The following is an 18,681-nucleotide window of genomic DNA, read 5'->3' as shown; positions in this document are numbered from 1 at the left end:
ACGGGTCCATCTCATTTCCCACAGATACTTATTAGCTGATTTGCTTCCACGGAGACTTATTAGCTGATTCGCTCCAACAGGGGCACTCTTACCGCGGTACTCTTATCTGGGTACTTCTCTGATTCGTCCCGTTCCATCAATCGCCACATACACAAATACCGCATCGACCACTTTGCGCTCGGCGGTTTCTGTCGGGTTGCGGGTCCAGGCTTCAACCGCGATACGGATGGACGATGTGCCGATTTCGAGCAGACGGGTATAAACGCTGGCTCATAAGGTGACAACCAAACGTAAAGACAGAGACCGGGGAGCGGTTAACCTTCTAAACCAGCAGTTCAATCCACTGGGGCCGAACCAGGTTTGGGCTGGTGATGTGGCTACCTTTTGATTGTCTTGTGTACAACTCGCCTTGCCTATTCTACCATTGTCTGGAAGAGAACCCTTGAGAACCTAGGAGAACCCTGTGGCCCTGAAAGCGACTTCAGTACGTTTGGATGACGAAACCCTGCGCCGTGTCGGTGAGATGGCACAGGCTATGGATCGACCTCGTGCATGGTTGATGGCGGAAGCCATAAAACAATATGTCGCTCGTGAAGAATGGTTCTCGCTGGAAGTTGAGAAAGGCCTCGCTGCTGCCGATGAGGGTCGTTTGCTCGACCACGCAGACGTGAAGGCCAAATGGGAGGCTAAGCGTGCAGCTCAAATGGACTGATCTTGCTGCTAATGACTTAGAAGCGATAGAAGCTTATATTACTGAAGATAATAGTCCTGTTGTCGCCATAGATATGGTGATCAACATTCTGAATATCACCGAGCAAGTACTCGTCGTCCACCCTCGGGCCGGCCGACCAGGGCGCGTTAAAAATACACGGGAGCTGGTGATTGATGGTCAGCCCTACATTGTTGTTTATCGCGAAAACAGAGAAATGCTTTTTGTCGAAATCTTGCGTGTTCTGCACGAAGCACAGCAGTGGCCCGGAGGTAGGTAAGTAAGAGTGTATGCACTCTTACCTGGGCACCTTTCTTATTCTTCCCGCCCCATCAATTGCCACATAGACAAATACTGCATCGACCACTTTGCGCTCCGCCGATTCTGTCGGGTTGTGGGTCCAGGCTTCGACGGCGATCCGAATAGGCGACATAAAAACAACTAATTCCATCGCGATATTGGCAATGCGAGCCTTGGTTAGTCGGCTGACCGCGCTTATCTTGCTATGGCTTATGATGTCGTGCTAACGTTTGTGTGTACAGTTTTGGTTGTGCATATAAAAGTGAGGCTCAGAGTGGACACCCGTATACAGTTCCGAGTGGATGAAGAAACCAAACGCTTGGCCCAGTTAATGGCTGAGAGTCAGGGGCGCACGCTGAGTGATGCTTGCAGAGAGCTCACTGAAGAGCTGGCGGAGCAGCAACGCAAGGTGATGACTCACGACCAGTGGCTGACAGAGCAGGTTAATGCTGCCTTCAGTAAGTTAGAAAGTGGCCAGAGTGAGTTTGTCAGCCATGAAGATGCACGTATGGATATGGAAGCCCGGAAAAGTAAAATCCGGAATACAGGCTAAGGGATGATTGCCATCGTTTGGGAAAAAACCTCACTGGACGATCGCGAGCGCATTTTTGAATATCTCTATGCGTTTAATCCATTAGCTGCAGATAAGGCGGATGCGATCATTGAGTCGAAGGTTGAAAATCTGATTCAGCAACCATTGATGGGGGTAGAAAAGGAAGGGTTACCGGGTAGATTATTGATCATCCCAGAGGTATCAATGATTGTTTTGTATTTCCTAAAAGAGAACACCATCCACGTTCTTCGTGTCCTACATCAGAAGCAAAAATTCCCCGACCACAATTGATTCGTAATGCAGTGCTGCAAACGCAAGTGCTTAATCAGCATTTGAGAGTCTATGTAGGAGGTGAGCTTCTCACCGAAAGCTTGTCGGGAATAAGATTCCCTCTTACAAAGAGATTGGCGATTAACGCCAGTAGATCGCGAATAGCCTCCGGCTGATTCGCTCCCACAGATAATTTAAGGCTGACTTGCTCCAACAGTGGCACTCTTACCGCGGTACTCTTATCTGGGCACTTTTCTGATTCGTCCCGTCCCATCAATCGCGACATACACAAACACTGCATCGACCACTTTGCGCTCGGCGGTTTCTGTCGGGTTGCGGGTCCAGGCTTCAACTGCGATACGGATGGATGATGTGCCAATCTCTAATAAGCGGGTGTAGATGCACACTTCGGCACCAAGGCGGATAGGCGACATAAACACAACGGATTCCATCGCGACGTTGGCGATGCGTCCCTGGGCAATTCGGCTGGCGTCTGACTCTGCAGCATGGTCCATCTGAGCAACGACCCAGCCACCGCTGATATCGCCGTGGATATTGCAGTCGGCACGGGTTGGCAGCAGCTTTAAGGTGAGGCTGCCTTCAGGTGACGGTTGGTTGTCTTCGGTCTTTTCCATGAGGACACCGGCTTTTATTATTCTGTTGGTTGCAAATTGTACCGCATGGCGTGCCAATGTATAGGGTGCGGGGCCTCTTTCGTCTAACCGTATATCTGATCGGGTAACCATGTTGCCAGTTCAGGGAACACGGCCAGTAATCCCAGAACAGCCACCTGAATAACAATAAACGGAATAACGCCTTTGTAGAGCGTCCGGGTGGGCAGCTCGGGCGGCGCGACGCCGCGTAAATAGAAGAGCGCGAAACCAAACGGTGGCGTGAGGAATGACGTCTGCAGGTTGATGGCGATCATAATGCCAAGCCATACCGGGTCAATGCCCATGACGAGTAATACCGGGGCGACAATCGGCACGACTACGAAGGTAATTTCGATAAAGTCGAGAATAAAGCCCAGCAGAAAGATCACCAGCATCACCAGCAACATGGCAGAGAAAACACCGCCGGGCAGATCATTAAATACTTCATGGACCAGCTCTTCGCCGCCAAAGCCACGGAACACCAGCGAGAACAGAGCTGCGCCAATAAAGATCAGGAAGATCATGCTGGTGACCTGCAGGGTTGCATCCATGACTTCGCGCAGGCGCTGCAGGCTGAACTGACCGTATGCGATGGCCAGAACGAGTGAGCCAAAAGCACCGATCCCTGCAGCTTCTGTTGGCGTCGCTTTACCGGTCAAAATGGAGCCGAGAACAGCGACAATCAGCAGCAGTGGAGGCAGAAGGCCTTTGAGTAATTCGAATATAAAGGCTGGCGCCAGGGGCTCGCGGTCCTGAACCGCTGGAGCAGCTTCGGGCTTAAATATGGCCACAATGCTGGTGTAAATAAAATAGCCGAGTACCAGTATTAATCCGGGGATAAGAGCACCCACAAACAGGTCGGCAACGGAGACAGTTTCTGGCGAAAATATGCCCATCTTGAGCTGCGCCTGCTGATAGGCACTGGATAACACATCGCCGAGAATAATGAGCGCAGTCGATGGTGGAATGATCTGACCGAGTGTCCCTGTGGCACATATAGTGCCGCTCGCCAGTGATGGGCTATAACCATTGCGCAGCATCGCGGGTAATGAGATCAGCCCCATGGTGACCACGGTTGCGCCGACGATACCTGTGCTGGCCGCCAGCAGCATGCCGACAATGATCACGGAGAAACCCAGACCACCCCGTACCGGGCCAAATAACAGGCCTAAATTGCGGAGCAACTGCTCCGCGATCTTCGACTTCTCCAGCATTACCCCCATAAAAACGAATAGGGGCACAGCGACGAGTATCTGGTTAGACAGAATACCGAACATGCGGTTCGGCATGGCATTAAGAAAGGCCGGGTCAAAGGTGCCGGTTAATAAACCAATACCCGCGAAGAGCAGTGAAGTCCCTGCCAGCGTGAAGGCCACCGGGAAACCACACATAAGGACCAGACAGACAACGGCAAACAGCACAAGAGGCATAAACTCAGCCATGGTGATTTGCCTCGCTGCTGTCGTTGGTATTTATGTCGGAATCAGTGTTCAGCCCAGTAAAAGTGCGCAGTAGTTCAGCGATGGCTTGCAGAATCAGGGTGACAGGTAAGACCACAATTAAGGTTTTCAGAAGATATATAAAAGGCAGGCCTGCGGCCTCCTGAGAGCGTTCGCGGATCGCCCAGGCATTGCCGACGTATTCCCAACTCGCCCAAAGTAGAAACAGACTGGTCGGCAATACCAGAAGAAGAATGCCAAGTCGTTCAACCCATCGACGGCGCTCTTCTGTCCAGCCCCGGTAAAATACGTCAACGCGTACATGTCCGCCTTGTTGCCAGGTGTAGGCGGCGCCCAGCATGAACAAAGATGCGTGCAGGTACATCACGCCTTCCTGCAGGGCAATGGATGGCATATCAAACAGGTAGCGCAGAACAACAACAGAACAGGTAGCCAGCACCATAAAGAGTGACAACCAGCGGGTTACCCGGCCGGTGGCCGATGTAAAACGATCAATCAGGCGTATTAACTGTGACATCCCTTATGACATCCCTTGTGATATCGCTGTGGAGCAGGGTAATGGAACCCGGATAGTAGACGGGGCGGGAGTATATCAGGGTCGGCGGCCCCTCAGTAGCGAGAACTCAGTAGCGAGAACTCTGTGGGGGCTGGGCGCAGCAGTGTCGAGGTCGGGTGTAATATAACTGTCATGTGGGTGTAACAAATTGCCGCTTTGTCACATTTCTGTAATATACCATCCTGATAATGGCCAGCATCCGAAATCAAGTGACTCAGGCATACAACATGCCACACAACATGAAGGACACTCTCATGAAAAAAGTACTTCTGACTGGTGCCGCTCTGCTGGCAACCATGACTGGCTCAAACGCTTACGCTGAGCGTGATTACATCAGCATCGTAGGCTCTTCTACTGTTTACCCGTTCTCTACTGTTGTTGCTGAGCGCTTCGGTAAGTCCTCAAGCTTCCCTACACCAAAAGTTGAGTCTACCGGTTCAGGCGGTGGTATGAAGCTGTTCTGTCAGGGCGTTGGCGCGAACACGCCTGATATCACTAACGCTTCTCGTGCGATTAAGCAGTCTGAAATCGATCTGTGTGCAGAAAACGGCGTTAAAGACATCGTTGAAGTGATGGTCGGTTACGACGGTATTGTACTGGCCGGCAGCAACGAAGCACCACAGTACGAACTGACTCGTAAAGACATCTTCCTGGCTCTGGCGAAAGTCGTTCCAGCGCAAGACGGTTCTGAAACTCTGATCGACAACCCATACAAGACCTGGAAAGACGTTAACCCAACACTTCCAGCGAAGAAAATTGAAGTGCTTGGCCCGCCACCAACGTCTGGTACCCGCGACGCGTTCGTTGAGCTCGCTATGGAAGGCGGTTGTAAGAAATTCCCGTTCATCAAAGAGATGAAGAAAACAGATAAGAGCAAGTACAAAGCTCTGTGTCACGGTATCCGTGAGGACGGTGCGTACGTAGAAGCAGGTGAGAACGACAACCTGATCGTTCAGAAACTGGTAGCAAACCCAGACGCGCTTGGCATCTTCGGTTACAGCTTCCTGGAGCAGAACGCTGACAAAGTACACGGTTCTATCGTTGAAGGTCAGGCGCCAGAGTTCGACGCAATCTCTGACGGTTCTTACCCAGTAAGCCGTTCACTGTACTTCTATGTTAAGAAAGCACACGTTGGCGTGATTCCTGGCATTGAAGAGTACCTGGCTGAGTTCGTATCTGACAAAGCGATGGGCGAATACGGTTACCTCGCAGACAAGGGCATGATCCCCATGACTGAAGAGGAATATAAAAAAGTGGTTGATACTGTCGAGAATCTGAAGACAATCTCCGCTAAATAAGACAGACAGTTGTCTGTTGAAAGCCGGGCGTGCGAATGCACTCCCGGTTTTTGTGCATTCAAAACACTTACTGACAGAAGTAACCCATGAACTACAGTACCTTGCTAATCGCGTTGTTGATCGCGCTGGGGGCAGCATACTTTCTCGGACGTAATCGCGCCCGGTCTCTTGCTGGCCAGGGAGAGAGTATGCACTCACTTCCAACCCATTACGGCGCACTGACTGCGCTCTGGACTACTCTGCCGCCGCTCCTCATTTTGATAATGTGGGTCATGCTGGAACCTCGCATCGTTGATGCGCTGCTGACGATGCAACTTCCTGAAGCCATCCGTACGGCCAGTGAAGCAGAAGTCCGTCTGGCGCTCTCAAAGGTTCACAATATCGCCAGCGACCCATCGATGATGGGGCAGAGTGAACTCGGCTCTGTTGCCGCGCATCTGGTCGACCTTGAACAGCGCGCTGCGATTCTTAAGGGCGGCGTTATTCTGTCATTGATTCTTCTTGGCGTTGCCGTGACCTGGCGACGTATTCAACCAGATCTTCGCGCCCGTGGTGAAGTTGAACGCATCGTTCGTGTGATGCTGTTCGCCAGCTCGGCCATTGCTGTACTGACTACGCTGGGTATTCTCGTCAGTGTTCTGTTTGAAGCGGTGCTCTTTTTCCAGAAAGTTTCACCCATTGAGTTCCTGTTTGGCACGACGTGGTCACCCCAGGTGGCATTACGTGCGGATCAGTCAGGTTCGTCTGGTAGCTTCGGGGCAGTACCGCTGTTTGCAGGTACGCTGCTGATCTCTGCCATCGCCATGTTTATTGCGGTTCCGGTCGGCCTGATGGCGGCGATTTATTTGTCTGAATACGCAACGTCTCGCGTACGTCAGCTGGCGAAACCAGCCCTCGAAGTTCTGGCGGGTATCCCGACCGTTGTATACGGCTTTTTTGCCGCCCTGACCGTCGCGCCATTTATTCGTGGTGTCGGTGAGTCGGTTGGGTTGGATGTCTCGTCTGAGAGTGCACTGGCGGCGGGCCTGGTCATGGGCATTATGATTATTCCTTTCGTTTCATCTCTGTCTGACGATGTGATTAACGCTGTGCCGCAGTCACTGCGTGACGGCAGTTATGGTCTGGGCGCAACCCGAAGCGAGACGGTACGTCAGGTGGTTATTCCTGCGGCTCTGCCGGGTATTGTTGGCGCAGTCATGCTCGCCGTTTCGCGTGCTATCGGCGAAACCATGATTGTTGCTATGGCCGCGGGCCTTGCTGCAAACCTGACCGCGAACCCTCTCGACAGTGTTACGACCGTCACTGTGCAGATCGTGACTCTGCTGGTCGGTGACCAGGAGTTCGACTCGCCGAAAACACTCGCCGCCTTCGCGCTGGGCCTTGTGCTCTTTATCGTGACGCTGGTGCTGAACTTTGTAGCTATCAAGATCGTACAGAAGTACCGGGAACAATATGACTGATTCAACCATGACAACGCGTCAGAAAGTCGAAGCCAGTATGCGTCGCCGTCGTGCGGCTGAAACTCGCTTCCGCCTGTATGGCATGGCCTCTGTATTATTTGGCCTGCTTTGCCTGGTGGTTCTGTTCGGCGATATTTTTTCAAAAGGTACGTCTGCCTTTTCACAGACTGTGCTGACGACCACCATTGAGATTGATGGTGACTACCTCGATATCACGCCGGATTCCTCCGAAAGTGACATCATGAGTGCGAACTACGATGGTCTGATCAAGCGTCATTTCAAGAATGACGTTCAGCCCAAGGGGCGTTCAGAAGCACGTAGTCTGTTCAGTCTCATCTCTTCAGGTGCAGGCTGGCAGATTCAGAGCCAGGTTCTTGAAGACCCTTCTATTATCGGTAAAACCGTGACGGTGGACCTGCTCGTCGATGACGATGTCGACCAATGGTTCAAGCATGAATACGGTAATGACAGCGGCAGTGTGCGCTTGAGCGAAAAACAGCTCGAGTGGATTACCGGCTGGATCGACAGTGATGCGCTTAAAACTCAGTTTAATACCACCTTCTTCGTGAACGGAGATTCCCGTGAGCCTGAGCTTGCAGGTATTCGTGGCGCAATTACCGGGACATTGCTTACGCTGCTGGTGACCTTCTTGTTGTCGTTCCCAATTGGTGTTGCTGCTGCAATTTACCTCGAAGAGTTTGCACCCAAGAATCGTCTGACTGAGATTGTTGAAATCAACATTAATAACCTTGCCGCAGTCCCATCGATTACCTTTGGTCTGCTCGGTCTGGCTATTTTTATCAATATATTTGGTGTGTCCCGCTCGACGCCTTTGGTGGGTGGTCTGGTACTGACGCTGATGACCTTGCCGACCATCATTATCTCGGGGCGTGCTGCGATTAAAGCGGTTCCACCGTCTATTCGCGAAGCGGCGCTTGGGCTGGGGGCATCTAAGATGCAGACGGTATTTCATCACGTACTGCCCCTGGCCATGCCGGGCATGCTGACCGGTACCATCATCGGTATGGCGCAAGCACTGGGTGAAACGGCGCCTCTGCTGATGATCGGTATGATTGCCTTTGTCGTGGATGTTCCTGGCTTCATCAATGACCCATCCACCGTATTGCCAGTGCAGATTTTCCTGTGGTCAGACAGTCCTGAGCGCGCTTTCACAGAACGTACATCGGGCGCCATTATGGTTCTGCTGGGCTTCCTGATCATTATGAACACTGCCGCCGTTATGCTTCGTCGTCGTCTTGAGCGTCGCTGGTAACAGGCCTGAAACAGAAATTATCGGATAACGTTATGAGTATTATTGAAAATCACGAAACGGTCGGCTCTCCTCTCAGCGAAGGTGCGAAACTTCGCGCTCGCGACGTCTGTGTGTTTTACGGTGAGAAGCAGGCCATTTACAACGTCAGTCTGGATATTCGCCAGAATGAAGTGATCGCCTTAATCGGCCCTTCAGGTTGTGGTAAATCAACCTTTCTGCGCTGCCTCAACCGCATGAATGACACCATCGACATCTGTAATGTCACGGGTGAAATCCTGCTGGATGGCGATAACATCTACGATCCACGCGTCGATGTGGTGCCACTTCGCGCGACGGTAGGCATGGTTTTCCAGAAGCCTAACCCTTTCCCTAAGTCGATTTACGACAACATCGCTTATGGCCCGCGTATTCATGGTCTCGCATCGTCACGTGTTGAACTGGACGAAATCGTTGAAAAAAGTCTGCAGCGTGCGGGCCTCTGGAATGAAGTGAAAGATCGTCTGCATGCACCGGGCACCGGTCTTTCTGGCGGTCAGCAGCAGCGTCTTTGCATTGCGCGTACCATTGCGGTTGATCCTGAAGTGATTCTGATGGATGAGCCGTGTTCTGCACTGGACCCGATTGCAACTGCTAAAATTGAAGAACTGATCGACGAGCTGCGTGAGAACTATACGATCGCGATCGTTACTCACTCGATGCAGCAGGCTGCCCGTGTGTCACAGCGCACTGCGTACTTCCACCTGGGCCAGTTGATCGAAGTGAATGCAACAGATAAGGTATTTACAACGCCTGAGCATCAGTTGACTGAAGCCTATATCACCGGCCGCTTTGGCTAAGGAGCAGTACGATGGAAATGAATTTTAACCAGCATATTTCTGGTCAGTTTAATGCCGATCTGGAAGCGATCCGTAACCACATGATGAGCATGGGCGGACTGGTCGAGCGCCAGGTAAACCATGCGGTTCAGGCGATCTGTTCAGGTGATACTCAATTAGCCGATGATGTTATCCGCCGTGAAGATGACGTTGATAAAGCAGAAGTCGCCATTGATAACGAGTGCACCCAGATTCTGGTGCGCCGCCAGCCAGCAGCATCAGATCTGCGTATGGTTCTGGCGGTCTCCCGCGTTGTCCGTGACCTTGAACGTATTGGTGATGAGGCGAGCAAAATCGCGATTCACACGCTGGAAGTGAAAGACTCTAAAAATCCTCAGTTCTGTCAGCAGGCAATTCGCTACATGGGTGAAGAGGTTGTGAAAATGATTTCTGGCGCTCTGGATGCTTTTGCCCGTCACGACGTTGAAGGCGCGATCGATGTAGTACGTACCGATAAGCTGGTGGATAAGCAGTACGCGTCTGCACTGCGTGAGTTGATCACATACATGATGGAAGACCCTCGCTCTATTGGTCAGGCCATCAATATCCTCTGGATTCTGCGTGCGATCGAACGTATCGGTGACCACGCGCGCAACATCTCTGAACAGGTTATCTACCTTGTGAGTGGTACTGACGTGCGTCACAGCTCTCTCACAGAGATGGAAGAAACCGCTCAGAAAGAAGATTGATCTGATCCCCTGCCTTTTGCGCCTCCACCTCTCCGGAGGCGCGAACTTTCCCTTTGCTTTTCTGAAACTGGCCTATACTGACTGCCGACATAACTTGTTTGCTCCAGCATGGCTCCTCTCTGAATGTGACATTTTGATTTCATATATATGACGTTATTGTCATATTGCTGTAATAAAAGTGCCATAGAGTAGACATCATCCTGTAACACAGTGCGTTGCAGTAACAATTAAGCAAGATCATCTTGCACATAACTAACTCTGGATGAGAAGCATGAAAAAAACAGCACTTTTCCTTGCGATGGCATCAGCAACCGCATTTGTTAACGCCGAGACTGTTGAAATCCCGGTTCCTACTTTTTACGGCAAATTCAACGTGTCTCAGGAATTCATTCAGCAGGATGAAGCCGGGAACTTCAGCGAGCTTAACTCTAATGCTTCACGCCTTGGCCTGAAGGGTGATTTCGCAATTAACGATGAAATCACAGCTTTCTATCAGGCAGAATTCCAGATGGATACGGACGGTGATGCGGGTGAGACCTTTTCTGAGCGCAATACCTTTATCGGTGCTAAGGGTTCATTCGGTAAAGTTCAGGCAGGTATTTTCGATTCTGCTCTGAAGGCCTCACAGAAAAAAGTGGATCAGTTCAATGATCTGAGAGCAGATATTAAAAACTATGTGACTGGCAGTGAAAATCGTCCGTCAGATATCGTTCGTTATCAGTCTCCTAACCTGAGTGGCCTGGTGCTGACACTGGATCACATCAACGGTGAAGAAGAAGATACTCCGAATGCTCAGTCATTCTCTGCGGCCTTCACTCAGGACGTTCTGTACGTTGCGTTGGCGTATGACAACGGCCTGGAAGGTACCGGTGTAGAGACTACCCGCCTCGTCGGTCAACTCAACCTGGACGGTGGTATCCAGCTTGGTGCTCTGTGGGAAACCGAAGATGATAACGGCGAGAGCAATGACGGCATGATGGTTTCTGCAGCCGTGAAAGCCGCATCAAAAGTAAAACTGAAAGCACAGTATGCTTCGTCCGATATCCGTGCTGAAGGCGCAACTCAGATTACTCTGGGTGCTGATTACAAGCTGGCGAATAACGCTAAAGTATTTGCTTACGCGTCAGACGTAGATACCGATGAAAATGGTGGTGGCCAGGTATTCGCAGTGGGCGCAGAATACAAATTCTGATCCTTGCAATATCAGCATCAGAAAGAGCCCGGCGAAGCCGGGCTTTTTTATTTCTGTTTACTTGACCCGGAAAACCGGGATCAGGAAAGAAAAGGTGCTGCCCTGGCCAAGCGTGGATTCAATTCTGAGTTCGGCATCGTGATGCTCAAGGGCATGTTTAACGATCGCGAGGCCTAGGCCCGACCCGCCTACCGTCGATTCTCTAGACTCATCAACTCGATAGAAGCGTTCGGTAATTCGTGACAGGTGCTCCGGTGGAATACCCGGCCCCTGGTCTTTGACGGCGACTTCGATACCGCGATCACTTGAGGTAATAGAGATATCGACCTGTTTACCATCGCCGTATTTGATCGCGTTGGTGACAAGGTTAGTAAGAGCAGAGTGCATCTCCTCTTTAAAGCCATCAATGATCAGACTGCGATCAGTATTAATTCTGACTTCCGCATCGCCTGAGTAACCTTTCATCTCGCCAGCAACCTGATGACATAATCCCGTCAGGTCAAAAACTACCCCATCCCGCTCTCTGCTCGCGCTCTCTAATTTGGATAGCTGAATCAGATCATTAACCAGGTTGGTCATACGGTTAGCCTGACTATCCATCTGGCTCAGTGCTTTTGCCAAAGGAGCTGGGGTATCCATATCTGAGAGCATCTCAAGATAACCATTAATCACGGTTAATGGCGTGCGCAGTTCGTGGGAGACATCGGCAATAAAGTCCTGACGCATGGTTTCTACACGTTTGCGTTCAGTTACATCTCTGACAAGCATAATTTTCTGGTCGATACCGAACTCTGTGATCTGTACCTGTAGGCTGACATTGCGCAGATCAAACTGCAGAGGTTCGCCGAAATCATTACTGCGGAAATAGCGTACGAACTGAGGTACACGGATCAGGTGGGTAAGGTGTTGGCCGCTGTCATCTTTGCGCAGATAAAGCATGCGCGTAGCAGCGCTGTTGAACGTAGTAATATGTCCGGCACTGTCCAGTACAACCACACCATCCTTCAATGCTTCGATGCCCTGATTGTAGCGTTGCAGCATTTTTGCCTGGTTCAGCAGGCGATCTTTCAACGTCTTTTCGCGGCGGATGATGCGGTCAGCCGAGTAGCCGATGAGGCCGCTATCCTGAGGCGCTGGTCCCTGGCGGTAACTCCATTTAAAAATAGTACTGGCCTGACGGATACTCAGTATTTGTGAGGTCGCCAGTCCGATCAGTAACCCATAAAGTGAGTAACCCACCGACCAGCCCGCAGCAAACCCCGCAAGCACGATAACACCTACCCGAAACAGCTCTCGCTGCAGTGCATCCTGGTACAAACCTGTATCACCTCACCTTATTGGTCGGGAGAAAAACGATACCCACTTCCTCTGACGGTTTGAATCAGACGTTCGTGGTTATCAATTGAAATCGCTTTGCGTAAACGCCGTATGTGGACGTCAACGGTGCGCTCATCGATGTAGACGTTGCCGCCCCAAACCTTGTCGAGCAGTTGTTCGCGGGAAAACACCCGGTTCGGGTGGCGCATAAAGAATTCGAGTAGCTTGTATTCTTTCGGGCCGAGCGATACCAGTTCACCCTTGATACGGCATTGCTGCTCATCTGGGTGGCACGTCATATCGAGAACGGTCAGCGCTTCAGACGATGTGGTTTGGCTGCGACGGAGAACCGCCTTAATACGCGCATTCAGCTCTCTGGGTGAAAACGGCTTAGTAATATAGTCGTCAGCACCGCACTCCAGCCCTTTGATTTTGTCATCTTCTTCGGCGCGCGCCGTAAGCAGAATGACAGGGATGTCTTTTGTGCGTTCTTCGCGTTTTAGCCGGGCTGTCAGCTCCGGGCCGCTCATCATCGGCATCATCCAATCCAGTACTACAAGATCCGGTTGTTCATTGATGATCATCTGGAGGGCTATCTGGCCGTTGGCTGCTTTTCGGGTTTTATAGCCCGCAAGCTCGAGGCCGGTACAGATCATTTCGCAGATGGCTGGTTCATCGTCGGCAACGAGGATAAATCCGGCGTTCATGTCGGCACCTAGTGTATTCATTTCAGGGGGATGTATTGTGACATTTTTATTACGATTTTGGACCGTTTTTAGTCTTGGTTAGCTTATCTCACAGGGATAGAGGTTAACTTATTGAAAAATAGTAAATTCTTTTTGAAAAGTGGTTGACGACCCCCGGGCTGATCAGTAATATTCCCGCCCACTTAGCCGGTATAGCTCAGTTGGTAGAGCAACTGACTTGTAATCAGTAGGTCCCGAGTTCGACTCTTGGTGCCGGCACCATACAAAAAAGCCCGTACACATGTACGGGCTTTTTTCTTTTCTGCCAGTCTGTTTTTCCAGACGCATTCTAAAGTCAGAAGAATACCTTCACTTCGACCTGGTAACCCTTACTGCTATCGGTTTCGCTCAGACTGTAACGCCATTCCCCGGCTTCTGGCTCGCCTTTGTAGAGATCATAGGCCGTCGACAGCACTCTCATCGCCTGTTCTGAATCACTGTAACTCTGTTGTTCTTCTTCTTGCAGATACCAGTAAGTCGCCGCTTCATCCTGAGCAGAGAGCATGTGCTCTTCAGGGTCATATGCGTATGTCACTGACATGGGAGACAGGAGGGCAAAACAGGTGGCACAGGGGCGCAACCATCGCTGCTGCCGCAGGACGCGTTTAAGCACGCCCTCATCAATAGCACCCAGCGCAATCAAGGCTTCGCCGAGCTTCGCCCCTGCGTGTTCTTTCTGGTATTGAAGTGCATCATCCAACTGTTTACGAGTAATTGCGCGTCGGTTCAGAAGAAGCTGCCCGAGGCGCAGCTTAAGTGATGGTGATGGCATACTATTCTTCCGGTGTGTTTTCTATACGGATACAGAATGACACAGCCTCAATTACGCACCACAACAGTGGGTATGCCGATAGTAGCCTTTTGTAATGGCGCTGATGGAAATTTGACGAGCTTTAAATGATAACGGTGTCATTATCTGGCCGGTGTTCCAGAGGGAGGTTTAATGCGTAGCAAAGGGCTGTTACTTAACTGATTTCGTGTTTAACAAACGTACAAGTTGTTAACGGAACATGTCTGTGTGCAAGAGAGTTTTGAGAGTAATGAGGGGGAGTTGGTTTCGAGTGGTATGACCGGGAGCTAAATGGGCGGCCAGGACATCCTGTCCTCACCGCCACAGCACCCTATACCTTCCTGGTATATCGTCCTTGAGCGAGATCCTCTCTACCGTCCTGGTTGGCCTCCTGGCCACAATATTCCGTCGCTTCCTATATCGTCCCTGTGCTTCCTGCCCGGCGATCCTGCCGAATCCTGCATCCTGCTGCTGATTCCATCAGCACCTTGCGTCCTGCGAAATTAAAGATAGCAAAACTGTGAGTTCGTGTTACGTGACTATTGCGACATGATGTGTCGCCAAATGCCAGTGATTGTAAGAAAAGTCTTTTAAAACAATGAGTTGGGAATAATCTAGGGAAGGGTTTCGGAGGTTAAGACAGTGTTATGCCTATATCTCCCACTTGCTTGTGAGATATATCGCACAAGCGAGTGGGTGAATAACCTACAGTGTAATTTCTGGGCTGAACCCTGCCGTAACACTGTTTTACGATATTACATTTGAGTGCGCTTTGTTGCACTTTTTGTTTTGTAAAAATCTGTCGCAATCAGAGTGTCAGCGCTTCTTTTTGGCTGCTCTGTGCGCATTATATAAATCAGAAAAGCCTTGCGGATCCGCCAGCTCGCCATCTTCTCTCAAGTCAGGGTAGCTGAGATTATTCTCACGACACAGAAGAGCAATCTTTGGCTGGCACCATTCGAACAGTAAACGGTCAAACCATTCGTCTGGCAGGCGCTGTTCGTTATACATGCCGGCGGCCTGCCGTTGATAATGGGCTTCATTGAGAATAATGGCTGCGGCGACGGAGACGTTAAACGACTGAACCATGCCTCGCATGGGGATAATCAGGTGTTCGTCGGCCATATCAGATGCGGCATCGCTGACGCCTTCTTTCTCTGTACCCATCAGCAGGGCTGTTGGTTGAGTGAAATCGTAATCGCGGTAGTCAATGGCGCGATCTGTCAGGTGAGCTGCTACGACCTTGACGCCATTATTCTGAAGCTCACGGATACCGGTTTCGATATCGGCATGGGTCTGCACTTCAATCCAGTCGGAAGAACCTGCCGTTGCCGCTGTTTTCAGGCGGTAACGATCGCGTGGCCAAACGCAATGAATCTTAGGAATGCCGACGGCATCGCAGGTACGGGCAATGGCTGCCAGATTGTGAGGTTTATATACTTCGTCCGTAATGACGGTTAGGTCCGGCTGGCGCATCTCCAGGGTTTTGCGGATGCGTTCGTAGCGTTCCGGGGTCATGTCCGGCACTCCTGGGTGGTCAACAAAGGGCGAGGATTGTATAAAAGGCTTTTCGCAGATGCACGAGGGAATCATGAGCGGTAATCCTTTTACTGGTATGCAGTATGTCTGGCGTGGTTTTCAGAACTTAAAAACCCCCGGGCTGCGTCGTTACGTGGCGTTTCCACTATTACTCAACATCATCGTTATGGGCTTTGCCAGTGTCTGGGGGATCAGCCAGCTGGATGCCTGGATTGGTGAGCTGGTTGATCTGTTGCCTGGCTGGCTGTCTTTTCTTTATTGGATACTGATGCCGCTGGTCGTCATCTTTCTGGTGTTATCGCTGGTGTATTTCTTCAGTGCGGTGTTGATGATTATTGCCGGGCCGCTTAACGGCCTGTTGGCGGAACGGGTTGAAACTTTGCAGGGGCACTCGATACCTGACGAATCTATTCCGGCAATGACGCTTCGCACCCTCGGGCGCGAGTTCACTAAGGTGAGATATTATCTGCCACGTTATCTCGGCATTTTCTTACTTGGCTGGATTCCGGGCGTTGGGCAACTTGTTGCTCCGCCACTGTGGTTCTGGTTTGGAGGGTGGATGATGGCTATTCAGTATATGGACCTGTCATTCGATAACCATACAAAGCCGTTTACTGAAGTGCGGGAACGCCTGGCGGAAGACTTATGGACGGTGATGGGGTTTGGCTTGCTGGTGGCGCTTCTGCTGACGGTACCGATTGTGAATCTTTTTATTATGCCGGCAGCGGTGATTGGTGCGACTCTGATGCGTCTGGAGCGTATGCCCTTCGGCGGCGATTCTGGCAAAAGCAGCTATGCTGAGTTAACAGAAGATGTGACTCCAAGGCTGACGCACGATGAAACTGAGGGTTCTGGTCGTCGATGACGCTACGTTCGTCCGCGACCTTGTGAAAAAAGCGGTCCGGGATACCTATCCGGGCTGTGAGATTAATGAAGCGGTTGATGGTCGCAAAGCCGTGACCGTTATGAATCAGCGCGAAATTAATCTTGTGCTTTGTGACTGGGAGATGCCCGAAATGTCGGGCATCGAGGTTCTCGAGTGGATGAGATCTGACGAACGTTACAAGAAGACGCCTTTCATGATGATTACCAGTCGTGGTGATCGTGATCATGTCGTCAAAGCCGTTCAGTCTGGTGTTTCTGACTACATTGGTAAGCCTTTCACCCGGGAAAACTTTGTCGCTAAGGTCTCTAAGGTTGTCGCGAAACATCTGGGCGTGAAGCCGGGTGAGGGCCCCGCGTTCAAAGGCATGCCGGGGCAACAGTCCGCAGATGTTCTTATGGGTAAGCCTGCTGGTGCTGACAATTCGGGCGGTAAAGCGGGCGCTAAGCCTGTCTCGCAGGACATGGGCGGTGCCAGTGTACTTATGGGCGGCTCATCCTCTCCAGAAGCCGCACCGGCTACCAAGCCTAAGGCTAAAGCACGAGGCGTCGCGAGTGTTCGCTTTGGCTCGGGCAGTTCTGCCAAACTCGTACTGAAAGATATTAACCTGCAGGAAATGATCGGCGTGTTTCGCCGCGATGGTGTTCTGCCTGCACTGTTGGAACCTGCGGTTGCCGATATTGTTGATCAGGATTCAGGTGATGTGGCGCGTATCAATGGGTATGTCCGCATGATGCAGGCTCAGGAGCCGCACCCAGAAGCCGAGACAATTCAGATGCTTATCCGGTTTGTGGATGACGACGAAGACAAACTAGCCGTGCTGTCGCGCTTTATCGCCAAAGTTCGCTGATGATTCAGGTGCCTCAAAGCAGGCCGTAAAACAACTGCCCTTGCCATAGTCGCTGGTGACCTGCAGGTTGCCAGCGTGTCGTAGGAGCACGTGCTTCACTATGGCGAGCCCGAGCCCTGTGCCACCGGTGTTCTTGCTTCGGCTAGGGTCGGCGCGATAGAAACGTTCGGTCAGCCGTGGCAGGTGATGCTCCTCAATGCCGATCCCTGAGTCCTGAACGCTCAGGCAAAGATTGTCTCCATCCCGGTACCAACGGATACTGATGTTGCCTTCGCCAGGCGTGTACTTCACCGCATTAATGATCAGGTTTGTGAAGGCGCTGCGCAGCTCATGCTCATAACCATTCAGGCACTCGTCGGTGTCTATCGTCAGGCGTATAGAATGTTGCCCCGCAGATACCGCGATGGCTTCTTCGGTGATCTGTTCAAGCAGTGTAATGATATCGACGCCGGTTCTTGGGTCGTGTGCTCCATTCTCAAGGTGCGACAGGGCCAGAAGGTCCCTGACCAGAGAGTCCATTCGCGAGGCTTGCTCCTGCATCTGAGTCAACATACGTCCGGCGCGTTCTGGGATGATATCTTCAAAGGTCTCAAGGTAGCCCTGAATCACTGTTAACGGTGTTCTCAGTTCGTGACTGACGTTACCGACGAAATCTTTGCGCATTTGCTCCAGCTGGCGCAGCCGGCTGACGTCATGGGCGACGATCAGACGCTCGTTGCGCCCGAACGGTGTGATGTTCAGTGACAGACACATGTCTTTGGCGACTGGCGAGTTGAGTTCGAGTGGTGTATCGAAATCGCCTTTTGAAAAGTAGGCTGTGAATTCTGGTGCGCGGATCAGGTTCGTAATGGGCTGATTGATATCAATCGGGTCGCGCAAGCCCAGCATTTTCCCGGCTGAACGGTTCCACCATTCCAGATTGCCATAGCGGTCTACCATGACGATGCCTTCCTGAAGTGCAGAGGTTGAATCCTGCAAGCGGTCGAATAAGGCCTGAAGCTTGTGTCGGTAACGCTGGCTGCGTTTGGTAGGGCGTAAACTCAGCTTGATCAGGTCTTGCCAGATGCCGCTGCTGGTTGGGGCTTCCTGAGTTTCGTAGCTGGTCAGCCAGCGTTTCATGCGGATGGACTGGCGCAGGTGCCAGAGGAGAATTGCCAGGCTGATGACCGCCAAAGGTAGAAATGGCCAGGGGCTCCACCAGATCCCGCTAAGGCCAACGGCCAGCAGAAGCAGGAGCCGCTTTAGCTCCTGATGCCAGCCCGGCATGA

General features: G+C 51.5%; 20 protein-coding genes and 1 tRNA gene. 13 read left to right on the top strand and 8 right to left on the bottom strand.

The genetic code is table 11. The features are described 5' to 3' along the window. Positions 1-463: 463 nt before the first annotated feature. The 4 genes from B2R29_RS11775 to B2R29_RS11760 all read left to right on the top strand — a co-directional run bounded on the left by B2R29_RS11775 (position 464) and on the right by B2R29_RS11760 (position 1,853). Positions 464-712: a CopG family ribbon-helix-helix protein gene (locus tag B2R29_RS11775; RefSeq protein ID WP_068434691.1), complete on the top strand. Its 249-nt coding sequence runs from the start codon at positions 464-466 to the stop codon at positions 710-712. Further along, the gene (locus B2R29_RS11770; RefSeq protein WP_068434690.1) at positions 693-989 is read left to right on the top strand and encodes a type II toxin-antitoxin system RelE/ParE family toxin; all 297 of its coding nucleotides are present in this window, start codon (positions 693-695) and stop codon (positions 987-989) included. The genes B2R29_RS11775 and B2R29_RS11770 overlap by 20 nt, the downstream gene beginning before the upstream one ends. 294 nt (positions 990-1,283) lie before the next feature. Continuing rightward, a complete protein-coding gene (locus tag B2R29_RS11765; RefSeq protein ID WP_068434688.1) occupies positions 1,284-1,562 on the top strand; it encodes a damage-inducible protein J in 279 nt (92 codons plus the stop codon). A 3-nt stretch (positions 1,563-1,565) separates the two neighbouring features. Beyond that, positions 1,566-1,853, top strand: coding sequence for a type II toxin-antitoxin system mRNA interferase toxin, RelE/StbE family (locus tag B2R29_RS11760; RefSeq protein WP_068434686.1), 288 nt, complete (start codon positions 1,566-1,568; stop codon positions 1,851-1,853). A gap of 218 nt (positions 1,854-2,071) precedes the next feature. Here the strand turns inward: B2R29_RS11760 and B2R29_RS11755 are convergent, their stop codons facing one another. From B2R29_RS11755 to B2R29_RS11745, 3 genes are all read right to left on the bottom strand, one after another. Continuing rightward, positions 2,072-2,467 (bottom strand): acyl-CoA thioesterase, encoded by a 396-nt coding sequence (locus B2R29_RS11755; protein WP_068434684.1) that lies wholly within the window; start codon positions 2,465-2,467, stop codon positions 2,072-2,074. An 83-nt stretch (positions 2,468-2,550) separates the two neighbouring features. Continuing rightward, a complete protein-coding gene (locus B2R29_RS11750) occupies positions 2,551-3,927 on the bottom strand; it encodes a TRAP transporter large permease (protein ID WP_301181237.1) in 1,377 nt (458 codons plus the stop codon). Further along, positions 3,920-4,462 carry a TRAP transporter small permease subunit gene (locus tag B2R29_RS11745; RefSeq protein ID WP_068434681.1) on the bottom strand — a complete coding sequence of 181 codons (543 nt, stop codon included), beginning with the start codon at positions 4,460-4,462 and terminating at the stop codon, positions 3,920-3,922. The genes B2R29_RS11750 and B2R29_RS11745 overlap by 8 nt, the downstream gene beginning before the upstream one ends. Before the next feature lie 293 nt (positions 4,463-4,755). Between B2R29_RS11745 and B2R29_RS11740 the strand changes: the two genes are divergently transcribed. From B2R29_RS11740 to B2R29_RS11715, 6 genes are all read left to right on the top strand, one after another. Beyond that, on the top strand, positions 4,756-5,799 hold the full coding sequence (locus tag B2R29_RS11740; RefSeq protein WP_068434703.1) for a PstS family phosphate ABC transporter substrate-binding protein: 1,044 nt from the start codon (positions 4,756-4,758) through the stop codon (positions 5,797-5,799). A gap of 86 nt (positions 5,800-5,885) precedes the next feature. Further along, complete coding sequence (pstC, locus tag B2R29_RS11735; RefSeq protein WP_301181236.1) at positions 5,886-7,259, top strand: phosphate ABC transporter permease subunit PstC; 1,374 nt, start codon at positions 5,886-5,888, stop codon at positions 7,257-7,259. Beyond that, the gene (gene pstA / locus B2R29_RS11730) at positions 7,252-8,532 is read left to right on the top strand and encodes a phosphate ABC transporter permease PstA (protein ID WP_301181235.1); all 1,281 of its coding nucleotides are present in this window, start codon (positions 7,252-7,254) and stop codon (positions 8,530-8,532) included. Before pstC ends, pstA begins: the two co-directional genes overlap by 8 nt. 32 nt (positions 8,533-8,564) lie before the next feature. After that, entirely contained in the window at positions 8,565-9,368 is an 804-nt protein-coding gene (pstB, locus tag B2R29_RS11725) for a phosphate ABC transporter ATP-binding protein PstB (RefSeq protein WP_301181234.1), read from the top strand. A gap of 11 nt (positions 9,369-9,379) precedes the next feature. Beyond that, positions 9,380-10,096 (top strand): phosphate signaling complex protein PhoU, encoded by a 717-nt coding sequence (phoU, locus tag B2R29_RS11720; RefSeq protein ID WP_076514211.1) that lies wholly within the window; start codon positions 9,380-9,382, stop codon positions 10,094-10,096. A 271-nt stretch (positions 10,097-10,367) separates the two neighbouring features. After that, entirely contained in the window at positions 10,368-11,288 is a 921-nt protein-coding gene (locus B2R29_RS11715) for a porin (protein WP_301181233.1), read from the top strand. 57 nt (positions 11,289-11,345) lie between these two features. Here the strand turns inward: B2R29_RS11715 and phoR (B2R29_RS11710) are convergent, their stop codons facing one another. Both phoR (B2R29_RS11710) and phoB read right to left on the bottom strand, forming a co-directional pair. After that, positions 11,346-12,605, bottom strand: a complete 1,260-nt coding sequence (gene phoR / locus B2R29_RS11710; protein ID WP_301181232.1) for a phosphate regulon sensor histidine kinase PhoR — start codon at positions 12,603-12,605, stop codon at positions 11,346-11,348. Between the two features lie 17 nt (positions 12,606-12,622). Further along, positions 12,623-13,312 (bottom strand): phosphate regulon transcriptional regulator PhoB, encoded by a 690-nt coding sequence (gene phoB, locus B2R29_RS11705; protein ID WP_297531576.1) that lies wholly within the window; start codon positions 13,310-13,312, stop codon positions 12,623-12,625. Between the two features lie 185 nt (positions 13,313-13,497). Here phoB and B2R29_RS11700 point away from each other — a divergent pair. Continuing rightward, positions 13,498-13,573: transfer RNA gene (locus B2R29_RS11700), tRNA-Thr, on the top strand. A gap of 73 nt (positions 13,574-13,646) precedes the next feature. Here B2R29_RS11700 and B2R29_RS11695 read toward each other — a convergent pair. Then, positions 13,647-14,123: a hypothetical protein gene (locus tag B2R29_RS11695; RefSeq protein ID WP_068441802.1), complete on the bottom strand. Its 477-nt coding sequence runs from the start codon at positions 14,121-14,123 to the stop codon at positions 13,647-13,649. 834 nt (positions 14,124-14,957) lie between these two features. Next, positions 14,958-15,659 (bottom strand): tRNA (guanosine(18)-2'-O)-methyltransferase TrmH, encoded by a 702-nt coding sequence (trmH, locus tag B2R29_RS11690; protein WP_301181231.1) that lies wholly within the window; start codon positions 15,657-15,659, stop codon positions 14,958-14,960. Between the two features lie 73 nt (positions 15,660-15,732). On the opposite strand from trmH, the gene cysZ reads away from it, so the two are divergent. Next, entirely contained in the window at positions 15,733-16,545 is an 813-nt protein-coding gene (cysZ, locus tag B2R29_RS11685) for a sulfate transporter CysZ (RefSeq protein ID WP_297531581.1), read from the top strand. Next, a complete protein-coding gene (locus tag B2R29_RS11680) occupies positions 16,517-17,413 on the top strand; it encodes a response regulator (RefSeq protein ID WP_301181230.1) in 897 nt (298 codons plus the stop codon). The genes cysZ and B2R29_RS11680 overlap by 29 nt, the downstream gene beginning before the upstream one ends. Here the strand turns inward: B2R29_RS11680 and phoR (B2R29_RS11675) are convergent. Then, positions 17,375-18,679 carry a phosphate regulon sensor histidine kinase PhoR gene (phoR, locus tag B2R29_RS11675; RefSeq protein WP_301181229.1) on the bottom strand — a complete coding sequence of 435 codons (1,305 nt, stop codon included), beginning with the start codon at positions 18,677-18,679 and terminating at the stop codon, positions 17,375-17,377. The genes B2R29_RS11680 and phoR (B2R29_RS11675) overlap by 39 nt on opposite strands. Positions 18,680-18,681: the final 2 nt, after the last annotated feature.

This window comes from Thalassolituus sp. UBA3500, from assembly GCF_002377545.1.
GTDB lineage: Bacteria > Pseudomonadota > Gammaproteobacteria > Pseudomonadales > Oceanobacteraceae > Thalassolituus.
Note: the sequence above shows the minus strand (reverse complement) of the source record. Positions and strands in the feature narration are given on the sequence as shown.